General features: G+C 47.5%; 15 protein-coding genes and 1 pseudogene. 15 read left to right on the top strand and 1 reads right to left on the bottom strand.

Annotated elements, in window-relative coordinates:
* Positions 1–21: 21 nt before the first annotated feature.
* A complete protein-coding gene (locus ACLTD4_RS20860; RefSeq protein WP_055657577.1) occupies positions 22–537 on the bottom strand; it encodes a GNAT family N-acetyltransferase in 516 nt (171 codons plus the stop codon).
* A 273-nt stretch (positions 538–810) separates the two neighbouring features.
* Between ACLTD4_RS20860 and ACLTD4_RS20855 the strand changes: the two genes are divergently transcribed.
* From ACLTD4_RS20855 to ACLTD4_RS20785, 15 genes and pseudogenes are all read left to right on the top strand, one after another.
* Positions 811–1776: a sugar-binding domain-containing protein gene (locus ACLTD4_RS20855; protein WP_117634352.1), complete on the top strand. Its 966-nt coding sequence runs from the start codon at positions 811–813 to the stop codon at positions 1774–1776.
* Positions 1777–1939: 163 nt separating this feature from the next.
* The gene (locus ACLTD4_RS20850; RefSeq protein WP_117634350.1) at positions 1940–2572 is read left to right on the top strand and encodes a dihydroxyacetone kinase subunit L; all 633 of its coding nucleotides are present in this window, start codon (positions 1940–1942) and stop codon (positions 2570–2572) included.
* 24 nt (positions 2573–2596) lie between these two features.
* Positions 2597–3595: a dihydroxyacetone kinase subunit DhaK gene (locus ACLTD4_RS20845; protein ID WP_117634348.1), complete on the top strand. Its 999-nt coding sequence runs from the start codon at positions 2597–2599 to the stop codon at positions 3593–3595.
* Between the two features lie 12 nt (positions 3596–3607).
* Positions 3608–3928: a VOC family protein gene (locus tag ACLTD4_RS20840; protein WP_002601182.1), complete on the top strand. Its 321-nt coding sequence runs from the start codon at positions 3608–3610 to the stop codon at positions 3926–3928.
* Between the two features lie 12 nt (positions 3929–3940).
* Positions 3941–4771 carry a class II fructose-bisphosphate aldolase gene (locus ACLTD4_RS20835; protein ID WP_117634346.1) on the top strand — a complete coding sequence of 277 codons (831 nt, stop codon included), beginning with the start codon at positions 3941–3943 and terminating at the stop codon, positions 4769–4771.
* Between the two features lie 188 nt (positions 4772–4959).
* The gene (locus ACLTD4_RS20830; RefSeq protein ID WP_117634344.1) at positions 4960–5928 is read left to right on the top strand and encodes an ABC transporter permease; all 969 of its coding nucleotides are present in this window, start codon (positions 4960–4962) and stop codon (positions 5926–5928) included.
* A 22-nt stretch (positions 5929–5950) separates the two neighbouring features.
* Positions 5951–6874 carry a carbohydrate ABC transporter permease gene (locus ACLTD4_RS20825; protein ID WP_117634342.1) on the top strand — a complete coding sequence of 308 codons (924 nt, stop codon included), beginning with the start codon at positions 5951–5953 and terminating at the stop codon, positions 6872–6874.
* Positions 6875–6937: 63 nt separating this feature from the next.
* Positions 6938–7093, top strand: a complete 156-nt coding sequence (locus tag ACLTD4_RS20820) for a hypothetical protein (RefSeq protein ID WP_412331533.1) — start codon at positions 6938–6940, stop codon at positions 7091–7093.
* Entirely contained in the window at positions 7053–8579 is a 1527-nt protein-coding gene (locus tag ACLTD4_RS20815; RefSeq protein WP_412331532.1) for an extracellular solute-binding protein, read from the top strand. The genes ACLTD4_RS20820 and ACLTD4_RS20815 overlap by 41 nt, the downstream gene beginning before the upstream one ends.
* Positions 8580–8654: 75 nt before the next feature.
* Positions 8655–10856 carry a helix-turn-helix domain-containing protein gene (locus ACLTD4_RS20810; RefSeq protein WP_117634338.1) on the top strand — a complete coding sequence of 734 codons (2202 nt, stop codon included), beginning with the start codon at positions 8655–8657 and terminating at the stop codon, positions 10854–10856.
* A complete protein-coding gene (locus ACLTD4_RS20805; protein ID WP_117634336.1) occupies positions 10853–11671 on the top strand; it encodes a polysaccharide deacetylase family protein in 819 nt (272 codons plus the stop codon). The genes ACLTD4_RS20810 and ACLTD4_RS20805 overlap by 4 nt, the downstream gene beginning before the upstream one ends.
* A gap of 22 nt (positions 11672–11693) precedes the next feature.
* Positions 11694–12890, top strand: coding sequence for a glycoside hydrolase family 28 protein (locus ACLTD4_RS20800; protein ID WP_117634334.1), 1197 nt, complete (start codon positions 11694–11696; stop codon positions 12888–12890).
* 39 nt (positions 12891–12929) lie between these two features.
* The gene (locus ACLTD4_RS20795) at positions 12930–14603 is read left to right on the top strand and encodes a glycoside hydrolase family 2 protein (protein WP_117634332.1); all 1674 of its coding nucleotides are present in this window, start codon (positions 12930–12932) and stop codon (positions 14601–14603) included.
* A 272-nt stretch (positions 14604–14875) separates the two neighbouring features.
* The gene (locus ACLTD4_RS20790) at positions 14876–15979 is read left to right on the top strand and encodes an ROK family transcriptional regulator (protein WP_117634331.1); all 1104 of its coding nucleotides are present in this window, start codon (positions 14876–14878) and stop codon (positions 15977–15979) included.
* A 368-nt stretch (positions 15980–16347) separates the two neighbouring features.
* Positions 16348–16689: pseudogene (locus tag ACLTD4_RS20785) on the top strand (MFS transporter); the annotation flags it as partial.

Below are 16689 nucleotides of genomic sequence, written 5' to 3'. Positions count from 1 at the left end.
TGTGATGTCCGTTTTTTGCCTTTAAGAAAGGGTAATCCAGTACCTCTGTGTAATTCTTTCAGCCGTCCTGATCTCATCTTCCAGAACCCCGCCGTTGTTCATTATCGTTCTGGCCGAGGCGATGTTTAGCTTATTACAGGTGATTAAAACACGCATGATATGCATTTTCCTGCATTCCTCTAGGGCCAGGGCCAGCATCTGGGTGGCATATCCCTTTCTCCGCTCGTCTTTCCTTACGCTGTACCCGATATGGCCGCCGCATTTTTCCAGGGCGTCATTCAGGCGGTGGCGGAGGTCCACCATTCCAACCAGTCTGTCGTTTTCATCCAAAGCCAGAAATGTCGTGGCGGGAACAAGGCCTTCTCTCACCGTTGCCTCACAGGAATTGTCCAGGAGTGCCTCGTACCACTCTTTAAAGGTGCGGAAATTCAGCAATCCTGCGGTTCCATCCAGGCTGTCACCGTCTCTTTCAAATGATGCTTTGTAATCCAGAACCTGTTCCTCGTAGTCTTCCGTTGGTAATACAAGTCTTATCATAGCGATTCCCTCCTGTAAATGATTGCGCCGATTCACGCCTGTTTTTTGTTATCCGTATATTTTAGCACAGATCCGTGCTGCTGGATAGCGGAACCGTAACCGGAACATACAGCAGAAATAAAACCTTTCCGACTCTTCGTGGACAGATACTCGACGGACGGTTATAATAGAAGCAGAGTAAAGGCCGCCTGCCTGCGGCCGAAATGGTATGGAAGGAGCGCGAAGAGCGGTCTGCGGTCGGCCTGACGGCAGGCGTTCTTAAGAAGCACGGATATGAGGGATCGAGACAGCAGGATAGAGCGCCTGGTGGATGTGGCCAGGCTGTATTATGAGAAGGACAGGACTCAGAATGAGATCGCGGAGATTTACAGAATTTCCCGTCCCATGGTCAGCAAGCTTCTAAAGGAGGCGAAGGAGGAGGGGATTGTAAAAATCACGATTGCGGCGCCAGGGGAGGCGGAAGGGCCGGGGCAGGGAGATCCATGGCTGGACCGTCTCCAGGATTGCTTTGGAATCCAGGGCGGGGCCGTGGTGGAAAACGGTCCCAATGATTTAGCGACCAACAACGCGGTGGCGAACGCGGCTTTAAAGCTGCTTGCCGGGCTGAAACAGGACCGGCTGGGAATCGGCTGGGGTCATATCATCGGCGATCTGACGGCCAGGATTGAGCGAAATCAGGGACCGGTCAGAATCGGCGGCCACATCTGCCCGTTGATCGGAAACGGCGGTGTAGGGCTGAAAAACTACCATTCCAACGAGCTGGTGCGGGTGATTGCCGAGCACAGCGAAGCCGAGCCGGAATTTATCTATACGCCGGCCTGTGCGCTTTCCGAGCAGGAACTGAAGCTGACCATGGCCCTGGAGAATTATCATAAAATCTATCAGGCATGGGAGCGCCTCGACGTAGCCCTGGTCAATATCGGGAATTTTCCATCGGTGCCCGACTTCGCGTCGGAAGCGAGGTATGGCAGCCTGCTGGTGAAGCAGAAGGCGGTGGGGCGGATACTGAATTATTTTGTGACGGAGGAAGGGCGGGTGATCCGCTCGGACACGGACTATGCTATCCAGATTCCCCTGGAACTTTTGCGCCGGGTCCGCTATGTGGTGGGAATCTGTTCGGCCAACACGAAGCCGAAAGCCTTAGCGGGTGTCTTAAGGACCGGATATGTCAACTATGTAGTCGCACCGAAAAATGTGGTGAGTGCGGCGGCGGGACTGAATAATGAGTTACATATGTAACTGAGGTATGGTGTGTTAAGGACTTTAAAGCCATTTACACACCATATTTTTGTGCAAAACTGTTAAAGAATAACAAAATAAAATCCGTTTATTGACAATAATATGTGAAAATGATAGTCTTTATTTATGACAAACGATAAAAACAAGAGAAAGGAGGTTACATATGTTACTTTCAAAACCTGAGATAACCAGCATGTTTCGTGGTGTGGCCCGGCTCTGGTGCGCGAATAAAGACCGCTTAAGCGAGATTGATTCACGCTTCGGAGATGGGGATCACGGAGTCACCATCGGCAAGATCGCCGGACTCATCACCAAAAAACTGGATGCATGGGAGGACGACGATATTGAGGAATTTCTCCAGTCCCTGGGAGACGATACGATGGAGATTGGAGGCGGAAGCGCCGGACCGCTTTACGGAACGATGATCGGAGGGCTGTCAGATCCGCTGTCAGGCAGCGACGCCATCGACAGAGAGGGGCTGAAGGCCATGCTGGAAGGCTGCCTGGCCGCTATGGAGGACATTACGACGGCACGGACCGGGGACAAGACGATGATGGATGCCCTGATTCCGGCGGTTTTGGCGGCCAGAGACGTGGAGGGAGGAATCCCGGATATCTTAAAAGCGGCGGCAGATGCGGCGGAGCAGGGCGCCAAAGACAGCGAGCAGTGCGTATCGAAGTATGGAAGGGCCAGGAGCTACAAGGAGCAGACCATAGGAACCCCGGATGCGGGGGCAGTCAGCACGTCGCTGTTTTTCAGGGGATTGTATGACGGTCTGATGGAAGCAGGACGATAATTCTTAGAACAGGAGAAATGAATGATGAGAATGAAAAAATTTATCAATGATCCGGAAAATCTGACACCTGAATTGCTGGAAGGATTTGCAGAAGCCCATAAGGAGCTGGTGGAGCTGGGAGACCAGCGTATGGTCATAAACAGGAAGCTCCCGGATGCGGACCGCGTAACGATCGTGACACAGGGCGGATCGGGCCATGAGCCCGCGATCAGCGGATTTGTCGGAGAAGGAATGGTGGATATCTCTGTGGTAGGAGATGTCTTCGCTGCACCGGGACCGCAGGCGTGTGTGGATGCGATCCGGATGGCAGATAAGGGAAAGGGCGTTCTCTATATCGTTCTCAACCACGCCGGCGACATGCTGACCGGCAACCTGACCATGAAGCGGTGTGCTAAGGAAGGCCTGCATGTGGTCAAGGTGGTGACTCAGGAGGATATTGCCAACGCACCGAGATCCAACGCAGACGACAGACGGGGCCTGGTGGGATGTATTCCTACCTATAAGATAGCAGGTGCCGCGGCCGCGGAGGGAAAGAGCCTGGAAGAGGTTGCAAAGATCGCACAGCGTTTTGCTGATAATATGGCGACTCTCGCTGTGGCCGTGACAGGAGCGACCCACCCGGCAACGGGAAGTCTTCTGGCCGATTTGGGCGAGGATGAGATGGAGATCGGCATGGGACAGCACGGAGAGGGCGGCGGCGGACGCCAGCCTTTGAAATGTGCCGATGAGACGGCCCAAATTATGCTGGATGGCCTGATTTCCGATCTGGATATCAAGTCGGGCGAGAAAATCATGCTGATTTTAAACGGCACAGGCGCCACCACGCTGATGGAGCTGTTTATCATTTACCGGAAATGCGTTTCCTATTTAAAAGAGAAGAACATCGAGATCGTGGCAAACTACGTGGGCGAGCTGCTGACCGTGCAGGAGCAGGGCGGATTCCAGATGTTTATGGCAAGAATGGATGACGAGCTGCTTCACTACTGGAACGCACCGTGCAATACCCCGTATCTGAAAAAATAGGAGGAGGTCCCTATGGCGGCAGAATATATGCATATTGGAATCCCTGTGCTGAACAGGAAAGAGGGAATGGTTTACAATGAGGCCATGAAGTTCTGGGTAAGCAATGTGGACGACTATGATTTTAAGATCGAATACTTAAAGTTTGAGGAGGGGACGCCGTTTCCGGAGATCCTTTCCAAGCAGCCGCATGTGGCTTACCGGGTAGATGATTTGGACGGCTATGCGAAGCAGGCGGACCGGATCATCTTCGGACCGGTCGACGCGGGTCCGGGAGTACGGCTGGCCTTTGTCATTTGGGATGACGCGATCATTGAACTGTATGAAGAAAAGTAAGGAGCTGGCTGAATGTTAGTAAATATGAATGAGGTACTTGCAGCTGTCCAGACGCGAGGCTGCTGTGTGGGCGCGTTCGATACGCCCAATCTGGAGATTTTAATGGCCGTTATCCGGGCCGCGGAAAAACGGAATGAGCCGGTCATCATCCAGCACGCCCAGCTTCATGAGCCGGAGATGGCGCTTCGCGTGATCGGGCCGATCATGGTCCGCATGGCGAAGGAATCGACCGTGCCGGTCTGTGTGATGCTGGATCACGGCGAGGACCTGGACTATGTAAAGAAAGCCCTGGATCTGGGCTTTTCAGCGGTCATGTATGACGGCTCCTCCAAGCCGTACGAGGAAAATGTCCGCATGACAAGAGAGACCGTTGCCATGGCTCAGGAATACGGCGCCAACGTGGAAGCGGAGATCGGGATCGTGACCGGCCATGAGGGAAAGGAATTCGTGGGCGGTGCCTATACGGATCCGGAACTGGCCGCAAAATATGTGAAAGAAACGGGCATTGATGCGCTGGCCGCATCGGTGGGAACCGTACACGGCTTCTATGCCGCCCAGCCAAAACTGGATTTTGACCGCATTGTGAAAATCAGAGAGCTGACCGGTGTTCCGCTCGTCATGCACGGCGGTTCCGGAATCAGCGTGGAAGATACCCAGAAAGCCATCCGCTGCGGAATCCGGAAAATCAACTACTTCTCCTACATGTCCAACGCCGGCGTAAAAGGCGTGCAGAAGCTTCTGGAGGAGAAAAACGTGAAGTATTTCCATGAGTTAGCCAATGCAGCGATCGATGCGATGGAAGAAGATGTTTTAAATGCAATGGCGATGTTTGCATTGGAATAATTTTAGAATATAGAGGAACAACAGAGGATCGGAACCAGGTAAAATGGAACCGATCCTTTTTCTGTGCCTGAATGAGTGAGTCTGGCATACCAGAGGCAGGTGGATAAAATTTATACCACTTTACCCGAAATACTGTGGAATATATACTGTGGATATACAAAATAAACAAAAAGATTGGAGATGGTTATATGGCAGTTTCAAATGCAGCAGGACTGCAAAAAAACTCTGCCGGTAAGAAGACCGGAAAGAGAAAACAGAGTCTGGGAAGCATATGGAGGAACAATTGGCAGTTATATGTACTGATTGCTCCTGCAGTGGTCTATTTTATTGTATTCAATTATCTGCCTCTTTATGGAATTCAGATCGCCTTTAAAGATTATAAGGCGGTTGATGGCATCGCGGGGAGTGCCTGGGTGGGGCTGAAGCATTTTGAGAACTTTTTTAACGCGTACTATTTTAAACGGCTTTTATCTAATACGCTCCTGTTAAATATCTATTATCTTTTGTGGAGTTTTCCGGTTCCATTGATTCTTGCCATCTTTTTAAATCAGATAAAAAGTCCGGGTAGAAAACGCTTTATTCAGACAAGCATTTATGTGCCGTATTTTATTTCGACCGTGGTGCTGGCAGGTATGCTATATATTTTTCTGTCTCCAACAAGTGGAATTTTTAATATTGTCCGTGAAGCGATGGGGTTAAAAGCAATAGACTATATGTCCGAATCTTCTGCATTCCGTGCGATCTATATCATCTCAGGAATCTGGCAGAGCGCCGGATGGGGAACCATTCTCTATATTGCCTCTCTGTCCGGGGTGGATCAGGAACTCTATGAGGCGTCGGAGATCGATGGAGCGAGTATCTGGCAGAAAATCCGTTACATAGATCTGCCAAGCCTGATCCCTGTGGCTGTGATGGTCTTTATTCTGGACTGCGGGAAGCTTCTTAACAGCAATACGAATAAAGCGTTGGTAATGCAGACGGCAGGTAATATTCCAACCTCCGATATCATCGGTGTGTACGTGTATAATGTAGGTCTGGGAAGCGGACAGTTTTCTTATACCGCAGCGATTGGGTTGTTTGTCAATATTATCAACTTTATTTTAATTATTTCTGTGAACAAAATTTCTAAGAAAATGACGGATGTGGGGCTGTTTTAGCTCCCGCTTAACGGAGGTTTGTATGAGTCAAAAGGTAGGACAAAAAAGAAAATACAGTTCCAGTAACCGGGTATTTCGCATTTTTAATGTCTGTTTCTGGATTTTGATTATGGCGATTATTCTATATCCCTTGTATCTGGTCTTAATTGCATCGGTTTCGGATCCGGACGCGGTGGTAAGAGGGGAAGTCATCTGGCACCCGGTGGACTTTTCACTGATCGGATATAAGGCTGTGTTCCGGTATAGAGAACTGCTGAGTTCTTACGCGAATTCCATATTCTATACCTTAGTCAGCGGCTGCATCAGCATCGTTGTAACTATGGGAGCTGCATATACCCTGTCAAGGCCGAAGTTCCCGGGAAAAGCGTTTTTTAACTTTTTATTTGTGTTTACCATGTTTTTCAGCGGAGGCCTGATTCCAACATTTCTGACGATAAAAGATCTGGGACTGTATAATACGAGGCTGGTGATGATTCTTATGGGGGGTGTCAATGTGTGGAATTTAATGGTGGCGCGAACCTATATCCAGACCAGTATTCCACATGAATTGTATGAGGCGGCGATGCTGGATGGGGCGACACATTTCAACTATTTTTTCAAAATTGTTATGCCGCTCAGCAAAACAATTCTTGCTGTACTGGCGGTCTACTATGGCGTGGCCAAGTGGAATGACTATTTTACAGGACTTGTTTACTTAAAGAGCAGAGATTTGCTTCCACTACAGACAGTACTGAGGGAAATACTGGCAACGCTTCAGGTTGACCGCTCCAGTGACTATATGCTCAGCATGTCAGAGAATGCTGCATCAATCAATGAGGCAATCAGGACGGCTAATGTGGCCAAATACTGTATCATCGTAGTCGCCACCGGACCGGTGGTAGTACTGTATGCACTTTTGCAGAAATATTTTGAAAAAGGTGTTATGATAGGTTCTTTAAAGGGTTAGTGAGAACCTCACATGAGGACAGACAACACATAGATGTTGCAATATAAAGGAGGGCTTTTTATAATGAAAAAGAGAATTTTGGCGACAGTGCTTGCGGCAGTCATGGCAGTTACGTCTTTGGCGGGCTGTGGAGCGAAGCGTGGAGAAAGAGCAGGCACGACAGCGGGGGGGGCAGACAGTGGCGGAGAGCACGACAGCGGGGGCGGCCGGCGGCTTTAATGAAAGCGGTTATCCGATTGTTAATGAGCCTCTTACTCTGAATGTTATGCTGGGAATCCGTAACATGGATTCCATGATCGAACCGAATGATATGAAGGTGATCCAGGATCTGGAAGCGAAAACGGGCATCCATATTGAGTGGGAGATGATTAAGGAGTCAGACTGGGATACGAAATTGAATCTGCGTTTCGCCTCCGGTGAATATCCAGATATTATCCTGTCTACCAGCGGAAAGGTGGATGTGGAAGAATATGGGGTGACACAGGGGCTGCTGCTTCCCCTGGATGATTTGACTGCTCAGTATATGCCTGTTTATACAGAACGGATCGAAGGAGAAGATACTGACCCGACTGCCGGTATGGCGGCATCGGATGGAAAAAAGTATGGAATTGGCAATCTGGTAGGCCAGAATATTAATACACAGGCGCATTACTTCATCAATCAGACATGGCTGGATCAGCTGGGACTGCCTATGCCGACGACGCTGGAGGAGTTAACCGAAACCTTGCGTGCATTTAAGAGCGGAGACCCCAATGGGAACGGTGAGGCGGATGAAATCCCGGTGGAGATGGATTTAACAAGCAATTATTATGGTGTTCGCTGGATGCTTCCGATGTTTGGAGTTCCGGTAGATCCACTGAAATGGATTTATATTGACAATGATAAGAAAGTACAGTTTGCCGCCAATCAGGAAGGATTCCGCCAGTGTCTGGAATGGCTGCATCTGTTATACGAGGAAGGGCTTGTAGATGCTGAGATTTTATCACAGGATGTAAATGCGGTGCAGACCAAGCTGGCAGGAGGAAACGCCGGATTCTTTACCGCATGGCGTCTTACTGCGAAAGGCTGGGATGATGGTGTGGCAAAAGACTGCGTGCTGTATATGCCTGCGGCTCCTGAGGGAAGCAAACCATGTCTTGCCCGATATTTAGAAGTTGCCAAAAATGGAGCTTACGTTACATCGACAAATCAGCATCTGCCGGAGACCATGCGCTGGCTCGATGCCCTGCTGGAGACGGAGACCATGTTTTCCATGTATTATGGGGCGGAAGGTCCCGGCTGGGAATACAATAAGGAAAATGGAAAAATTGATTCCGTAGTGACAGATACCAGCGGCACGCTCGATTTTCTGGGCAGCAACGCCCTGTTTTTTGCACCAGGCAGTTATATAGGTGAAGTATTTAATATGGCTCAGCAGCGAATTGAAAAGACAGAGTACTGTCAGATTTATGAGGAGGCCGGCATCATTCAGAAGTATTCTGATGATTACCTGGGAATGGCACCGCTTACATCAGAACAGCATCAAAACTGCCTGCTGATAGAGACAGATATTGACAATGCCGTGAAGGAGTACATGGCAAGATTTATCTCGGAAGGAATTACGGACGACAGCTGGAATGCATTTGTTTCCATGTTTGACGGGATGAAAATCAACGATTATTTAAAGGTATATCAGGACGCTATAGATCAGATGGATATAAAATAAGGGAAACAGGCGGGTCCTGCTGCTTAAGCAGCGGGACTATACCTGGTTTGGTCAGAATATTACGGGGGAAGTCGGATGAAGAAAGTCATAAATGATTTGAAAAATAAAAACCTGTGGAGCTATATATTATCATTCAGTGCTGTAGTGCTGTTTATTGTACTGCTTATGGGAACCTATCTGTACCGTTTTTATTATCATACCATTTACAATGACTTTCAGAAGTCGAATCAGGATTCTGTAAGCGCAGTTGCTTCCCGCCATGAAAATGACATGAGGACGATTGACGACATAGCGACTCAACTCAGTTTAGCTGGAAGCAATGTGGAATTTGTACTTCGCAGCAGTCCCATGAAAAATTTTGAACTGCGGAATATGCTGTATCAGTATAATGCGGTAAGTCAGTTTTTTGATCAGATATTATTCTTCTACCATGGAGATCAGTATGTGTATAACTATGCAACTTCGATTTCTGTGGACCGGCTGATTGATGAAGGTCTGATTCTGGAAAACTATGGGCCGGAAGAGATGCGAGGCCTTCTGTATGATGTGAGAAGCAGCCTGAATGTTTTGCCGGAGCAGAAGGCGGAAGGCTATATGATCAAATCGGTGGAGGTTTTAAATAAAGCTGTAATCTATTCGAAACCACTGATGCCAAAGCGAACCAGTACCGTTCTTTTTGCTGTTGGCAGCGCGTATTATGACAGACTGCTGTACAGTGACGCGGCGGATATGAGACAAACCTTTCTTTTCCATAAGAACACGGCAATTGCTGCAAGAGGAGAAGTGTCCATAAACACAGATTTGCTGACAAAGCTTTGGGAGAATCAGAAGGACGGACAGTCTGAGGTTATGGTCGATAGAGATCAGTATCTGGTGACATGGCTGACGGGAGAGAGCGGAATCATTTACTGCACGGTACAGTCTAAACAGGTTTTTCAGAATAAAATTGTTGCGGGGCAGTGGGGGATATTGCTGGTACTTGCTGTATGCAGTATTCCCACTTCCCTGATCCTCGTCGCTCTGGCCAGGAGTCTGTCTGAAAAGGTGAAGAATATAAATACTCTATTAGGGACAGAGGAAGCGTATAATCTGGAAAATCTGGAAAACGGGATCCGTCTTCTGGTGGAAAGCAGCAAAGAAATGAATCAGGAAAGCATGCAGCTGCGCAGAACAAAATTTATCAGCAACCTTGTAAGAGGCCAGTATGGGGATGAGGAAAGTATCGCTGCGGCGGCCAGAACAGCGGCGATTAATGCAGAGCAGGCATATTATGCGGTCCTGCTGACGGGGATTCATGGAAACAGCAATGAGAATGAAGCTCATGAACTGATGCTTCGAACTATAGCGGATTGTTATGATGCAGATGGTTATGGAATTCACCTCATTCATAACAATCAGGGACTTTTTGTTATATTTGGAGATATGGAAGATAGATTACGGGAGCTGTTCGGACAGTTATTTGTCATTGGAAAAAGCTGCTGTGAGGAGTTTATCATGGCGGTCAGCAGCTTTCACTGTGACTTGAAAGAAGTAGCCAAAGCGTATTTGGAGGCGGATTCAGCCTATGCGACAAGGCTGCTGGTTGACAACAGCAGAATTATTTATTTTGGTGATGTAGCGTTAAAGGAACAGGAGCTGGTAATTTCGGATACATATCTTTATCGATTGAAAAATGGGATCAGAGCAGAGGATGAGGCAGAAACCGGATTGGTAATCCAGGAAATCTGTGAGCGTCTGAGATCCAGCAAACAATCGTTGTTAAGTTTTCGTGTGCTCTGCAATAACATTATTCATATGGTGGTGACAGAATTAAATATGGACGAAACAGATTTTGAGGATGTCTATAATATTTTTACCCTGTCACAGTGCCTGACACTTAAGGATTTTCATGATGTTTTATGGGAAGTGAGCTGCAGACTGATGCAGGCGCGCGGTCAGAGGAAAGAAGAACATAAGCCCGATTTTGTTGCAGAAACAATAGCGTGTATGAAACAGAGCTATCAGGATCCGGATTTTAACATGAGTGTATTGGCCGGACAGCTGGGAGTCAGCGGGGTGACGCTGGCGATCAAGTTTAAAAACACTATGGAGATCAGCCCTTCTGACTATTTAACGATTATCCGTATGGAGCAGGCAAAGAAACTTCTCAGGGAGACGAATCTGCAGGTTAAGGAAATCAGTATTGCGGTGGGGTATGAGGATGCCAAGCTGTTTATGAGAAGATTTAAAAAATATACTGGCAAATCACCGGGGCAGTACCGAACGGAGGAAAAATGATGTTGAAAGAAATCTATACCTGTTTTCCGGGAGGAAAACACAAGGCTTTGACAATGAGCTACGATGATAGTGGGATAGATGACAAACGATTGGTTGAGATTTTTAACCGGTATGGAATTAGAGGGACTTTTCATTTAAATTCAGGAATAACAGAAAAGAACGGCGGGCGGGAGAGGATACGTGCAGAAGAATGGAGAACCATATATCAGGGACATGAGGTGTCATGTCATACGGTACTTCATCCAACCATTTCGAGATGTCCCATAGAACAGGTGGCGCTTCAGATATTGGAGGATCGCCGGTCACTGGAACGGGCAGTCGGATATCCTGTCAGAGGACTGTCCTATCCGAACGGCTCCTACAGCAAGGAAATAGTGGCATTGCTTCCCCGTATTGCCATGGAGTATGGCAGAGTGGTGGAAGAAACCGGTGATTTTGCGATGCCGGAAGACTATTTTACATGGAAGGCTACCTGTCACCATAGTCATAATCTTCTGGAAAATGGCAGAAAATTTCTGGGACTTACGAAGACTCAGCGCCTCTATCTCATGTATGTATGGGGGCACAGCTATGAATTCGCAAGGGATGATAACTGGAATGTAATCGAGGGATTCTGTCAGATGGTTTCCTGCAAAGACAGCATCTGGTATGCAACCAATATAGAGATCGTAGATTACATGAGAGCAGCCGGATTACTGCAGTTTACTATTGATGCAGATAAAGTTTATAATCCATCGGCCTGTAGTGTCTGGATTTCAGTCAATGGAACTGTTTATGAAGTTCATGGGGGACAGATGTTGGAACTTCGTGAGTAAATAGGGAGGAGCAGCAAGGAAAATGGAACATATAGAAATGTTTGATATCAGAAACTTTAAATGCAATATACAGGAGGCGGTGGACGCCTGCGCTAAAAATGGCGGGGGAACGGTTCTGATTCCCGCCGGTATCTGGAAGTCTGGGAAAATTCATTTGAAAAGCCATGTACATCTGCATCTGGAGACAGATGCAGTCATATCCTTCAGTGACAGTTTTGAAGATTATCTTCCGGTAGTATTTACCCGCTGGGAGGGAACGGAATGTTACAATTATTCACCTCTTATCTATGCGGAAAATTGTGAGGATATCTCTATTACCGGATCAGGCACACTGGCAGGTAATGGTCAGGCGTGGTGGGGCTGGAAGGATATTCAGCAAAGCGCGGCAGAAGAACTCTGCTATGCACAGTACCGCGGTATTCCTGTGGAAGATAGAGTATACGGTACAGAGGAGGCAGCTTTGCGCCCGTCTTTTGTGCAGACAATTAACTGCAGAAATGTACTTTTAGAAGATTTTACGATCACAGACGGTCCGCAGTGGACGCTGCACCCGGTATATTGTGAGGAGGTAATCATTCGCAATGTAAAGGTTTTCACACATGGTCCTAATACAGACGGATTAAATCCGGATTCCTGCAGAAATGTTCTGATAGAGAATTGTACGTTTGATACGGGAGATGATTGCATTGCGGTCAATTCAGGGATTAATGAAGACGGCTGGCGGGTTGGACGCCCATGTGAAAACATTGAAATACGGGGATGCAGGATGTCAGGAGGACATGGTGCTATCACAATTGGAAGTGCGCTGTCCGGTGGCGTGGAAAACGTATACGTTCACGACTGTAAGATAAGGAAAACCATGCAGGGAATACGAATCAAATCTATGCGGGGCCGCGGCGGGTACGCAAGGGATATCCGATATGAAGATATAGAAATTAATGATGTGTCAGATCAGGCCATACAGATTACCATGTTTTATGAATATAGTACAGTTATGCCGAAATCGAAGGTGCCTTCCAATTTTCACGATCTGTCGATTAAGAATATAACTGGTAAGAATAATCGAATCGGTATACATATTAAAGGACTTCCTGAGCATAAGCTGGGAGAAATTAAACTTGAAAATATACGGCTGACAGCTTTGGAGACGTTGGAGTGCAGTGATATTGAAACTATCAGTATGGAAAATGTGATAATAAAGTGTGACAGCCATAGATAAGTACAGAGGTCAGAAGCATATAAACAGAGGAGATATGATATGGTAAGGTTATATGAGCGGCACAGAGTCAGAGAGACAGAGGAGCTTGATGGTATCTGGAGGTTTTCCATGGTTGGCACAGATAAGGTGTATGAGATGGCGGTTCCGGGCTGCTGGGAGCAGCATCCGGATTTTCCGGGCTATCGTGGAAAAGGAATTTACAGCAGAGAGATTTACAGTAAGAGGAGGGGAAATATCCGTCTGGTTTTCAAGGGCGTTAGTCATACCGCGGATGTATACTTCGACGGTGTGAAGGTGATTCACCATTATAATGCGTATACGCCATTTTCGACAGTGGTAAAGAACGTTACGGCTGGAGTCCATCAGATCAGGGTGGAGGTGGACAATACGTTTGGCGAACATTCCGCGCTCCATATTCCCAATGATTATTATACCTATGGAGGGATTACCCGTCCTGTTTCGATGGAGACCGTTTCTGACGTATACATAGAGCACGTTCATTTTACCCCCAGTATCAGAGCTGGAGTATGGAATGCCAGAATAGAAGCTTCTGTTGTTAATTTATCTGCTGAGAGACAGACTGTTGAGGTAAGGTGCACTCTTGCCGGTTATGTTATGAGCGAAAGGGCAGAAATCCATGGCGGAGGTCGTGCATTCGTTGTTTTTGAACGGGAATTCGACTGTGTAAAGCCGTGGTCCCCAAAGAACCCTGAACTTTATCTGCTGGAGACGGTAGTGTGCCTGAACGGCGTCGCCTTGGATGATTTGATAGAACGTATAGGATTTCGTACTGTGGAGATACGGGGATCCGAAGTCTATTTAAATCATGAACGCGTATATTTCCTTGGATTTAATCGTCATGAGGATTATGGCGGTGTTGGCTGTGCGATTCCGCTGCAGCTCATGACTCATGATATGGATCTGCTGCAGGATATGGGGGCCAATGCTGTCAGGACGTGCCATTACCCGAATGATGAGAGATTTCTCGATCTTTGCGACGAGCGGGGAATTCTGGTATGGGAGGAGAATCATGCAAGAGGGCTGACGCTGGAGAATATGCAGAATCCGAACTTTGAACAGCAATGCGGGGACTGTATCAGAGAGATGATAGAAAATCATTATAATCATCCCGCCATTGTAATCTGGGGAATCTTAAATGAATGTGCCAGTGAAACAAAAGAAGGCAGACGTATGTATCAGAAACAGTATGAGCAGATACGCAGCATGGACGGTACGCGTCCGGTCACCTCAGCGACCTGCCGCCATTTTACAGATATCTGCCTGGATCTGCCGGATATTGTGTCCTTTAACATGTACTCCGGCTGGTATCAGGATTGTTCGATTGAAGAACGAAATCAGCAGGAGCTTGAATGGATTAGACAGTCGGGCGGAGATGGAAAGCCTGTCATTGTAAGTGAGGTTGGTGCGGGAGCTATCTACGGGTACCGTGACCGATCCCGGTGTAAATGGAGTGAAGAGAGGCAGGCTGATTTAATCCGGGATAGCTTAGATGTCTATATGAATGATAAAAATATAACTGGAATTTTTATCTGGCAGTTCGCGGACTGCCGTGTCACCGAGGAAGGAGGCTGGTTTGCTTCCCGCGCAAAATGTCACAATAACAAAGGGATTCTGGATGAATACCGCAGACCAAAGATGGCTTATGATGCGGTGAAAGAGATGTTTGAAACAGCTCGCGACAGGCTCGTGTAATTCCTTGGGGCTTGAGCATGGAGTTGAGTATGGAATGGCAGATCTCCTGGATGAGAATGTAATATGCTATGAAAATCATTCCTACATACAAAAAGTAAGTAATTTAAAGAAAGGATTATTTGCAAACACTATGAACAGCTTAGAATTTCAGAAGGAAAGAAGTGATCCTTCTTACTAATCTTTACAACCGGATTGTCTTGCCTTTCCCTGCCCTCTCTTGTATAATACTTATATAAAACGATTCATAAAAGAAGATTATCGGAGACGATTCCATGATAGAAAAGAAGAAGCTGAATAAAGTCAAGATCGCAAAATTTATCCGCTATAAAGGCAGCACGTCCAAACCGGAGATCGCTGCGGAACTGGGGATCAGTATGCCCACGGTCTTACAGAATGTGAAAGAACTGACCGAAGCCGGAATTGTCGGGGAGATCGGAGAGTATGAGTCTACTGGAGGCCGAAAGGCAAAGACGCTTTCTATCACAGCCGCATGGAAAATGGCGGTGGGGCTGGATATTACGTTAAACCATATCAGCATGGTCGCGCTGGATTTGAAGGGAGCCATAACGGGGAAGAGACGCATCAAGAAGAATTTTGAAAATTCGTTCGATTACTACCAGGCATTGGCGGAGGAGCTGGATTGTTTCCTGGAAGACATGGGCGCCGCGCCGGATAAGATCCTGGGAGTCGGCATCTCCATACCGGGAGTAATCGACCAGAGCCGGGAACTGATCGTCCGTTCCCACGTACTGCATCTGGACAACGTGAAATTTCAGGTGGTCAGCCAGTTTATCCAATATCCGGTATCCTTTGAAAATGACGCCAACAGCGCGGCACTGGCGGAATTTGTCCACCGGGACCGTGACGCGGTTTATCTGTCCTTAAGCAACTCCGTAGGCGGTGCGATTTACGTGAACAGGGAGATCTATGCGGGGGACAATTTTAAGAGTGCGGAATTCGGCCATATGGTCATAGCGCCGGAAGGAAAAATGTGTTACTGCGGAAAAAAGGGCTGCATGGATGCGTACTGCTCGGCCAGAGTGCTGTCGGATCACACGGATGACAGCCTGGAGCTGTTTTTCCAGAAACTGGAAGACGGCGACGATGCCATACAGGATATATGGGATTCCTATTTAAGCTATCTGGCAATATCGGTGACGAATCTGCGGATGGCCTTTGACTGCGACATCATACTGGGAGGATACATCGGCCAGTATTTAAAACCGTATATGATTGACTTAAGCCAGAAAATGGCCGGCTATAATATGTTCGAGCAGGACACCGTTTATTTGAAGAACAGCCGATACGGCATGGAAGCCGCGGCAGTGGGCGGAGCCATGAAATATATTGAAGCGTATTTTGAAGAGCTGTCGTGAGGCGCTGTTACTCGAAACGGATCAGACAAAAGAGATGGTATGGAAAGAGTTATGGTTTTCCGTATCCTCTTTTTTGTATGGGGGCTGTTCCTTTACAGTATCTAATGAATATGGTATACTAAAAAAACGCAGGCTGATAATTCTTACCCTGCAGCAGCCGTTTTATCATCAATCAGAGGAACGGCCTGCCACGGAGGTCCTTTATGAAAACCTATTCTTTTTTTAATCCATACAATCCCACGTAGAAAATAACAGTTTCAGAACTACCATGCGTTTTGGCACTGTAGATCACAGGGCTTATTTTGCGTACCGTAAAACGGGCGCCGGGTTATGAAATTTGTGAAATCGATGAAAATGGAGCAGAAAGTATGAAGATAAAAAGAAATATCTGTCTGATGTATGGGATTTCCCTCCTGCAGGGAATGGTGTTTTACGGACCGATCGCCACGCTCTACCGGCAGGCGGCGGGAGTTACCGTGTTTGAAATAACTTTAATTGAGAGCATATCGCTTGCCCTGTGCATCGCCCTGGAGATGCCGTGGGGCGTAGTGGCCGACAGGATCGGATATAAGAACACTCTGGTGATCAGTTCCCTGATCTATGTGGTATCGAAGGTGGTGTTCTGGAAGGCCGACGGTTTCGGCGGATTTCTTCTGGAACGGGTGATGCTGAGCGTTGTGATGGCGGGCATGTCGGGCTGTGACGTGAGC

The sequence above is a fragment of the Hungatella sp. genome (assembly GCF_046966825.1).
Note: the sequence above shows the minus strand (reverse complement) of the source record. Positions and strands in the feature narration are given on the sequence as shown.

Bases quoted from the DNA above. Each gene is read 5' to 3' on its own strand.
- ACLTD4_RS20840 (WP_002601182.1), top strand. From the start codon at position 3,608: ATGGCGGCAGAATATATGCATATTGGAATCCCTGTGCTGAACAGGAAA.
- ACLTD4_RS20855 (WP_117634352.1), top strand. From the start codon at position 811: ATGAGGGATCGAGACAGCAGGATAGAGCGCCTGGTGGATGTGGCCAGG.
- ACLTD4_RS20800 (WP_117634334.1), top strand. From the start codon at position 11,694: ATGGAACATATAGAAATGTTTGATATCAGAAACTTTAAATGCAATATA.
- ACLTD4_RS20835 (WP_117634346.1), top strand. From the start codon at position 3,941: ATGTTAGTAAATATGAATGAGGTACTTGCAGCTGTCCAGACGCGAGGC.
- ACLTD4_RS20810 (WP_117634338.1), top strand. From the start codon at position 8,655: ATGAAGAAAGTCATAAATGATTTGAAAAATAAAAACCTGTGGAGCTAT.
- ACLTD4_RS20790 (WP_117634331.1), top strand. From the start codon at position 14,876: ATGATAGAAAAGAAGAAGCTGAATAAAGTCAAGATCGCAAAATTTATC.
- ACLTD4_RS20795 (WP_117634332.1), top strand. From the start codon at position 12,930: ATGGTAAGGTTATATGAGCGGCACAGAGTCAGAGAGACAGAGGAGCTT.
- ACLTD4_RS20860 (WP_055657577.1), bottom strand. From the start codon at position 537: ATGATAAGACTTGTATTACCAACGGAAGACTACGAGGAACAGGTTCTG.
- ACLTD4_RS20805 (WP_117634336.1), top strand. From the start codon at position 10,853: ATGATGTTGAAAGAAATCTATACCTGTTTTCCGGGAGGAAAACACAAG.
- ACLTD4_RS20825 (WP_117634342.1), top strand. From the start codon at position 5,951: ATGAGTCAAAAGGTAGGACAAAAAAGAAAATACAGTTCCAGTAACCGG.
- ACLTD4_RS20845 (WP_117634348.1), top strand. From the start codon at position 2,597: ATGAGAATGAAAAAATTTATCAATGATCCGGAAAATCTGACACCTGAA.
- ACLTD4_RS20830 (WP_117634344.1), top strand. From the start codon at position 4,960: ATGGCAGTTTCAAATGCAGCAGGACTGCAAAAAAACTCTGCCGGTAAG.
- ACLTD4_RS20820 (WP_412331533.1), top strand. From the start codon at position 6,938: ATGAAAAAGAGAATTTTGGCGACAGTGCTTGCGGCAGTCATGGCAGTT.
- ACLTD4_RS20850 (WP_117634350.1), top strand. From the start codon at position 1,940: ATGTTACTTTCAAAACCTGAGATAACCAGCATGTTTCGTGGTGTGGCC.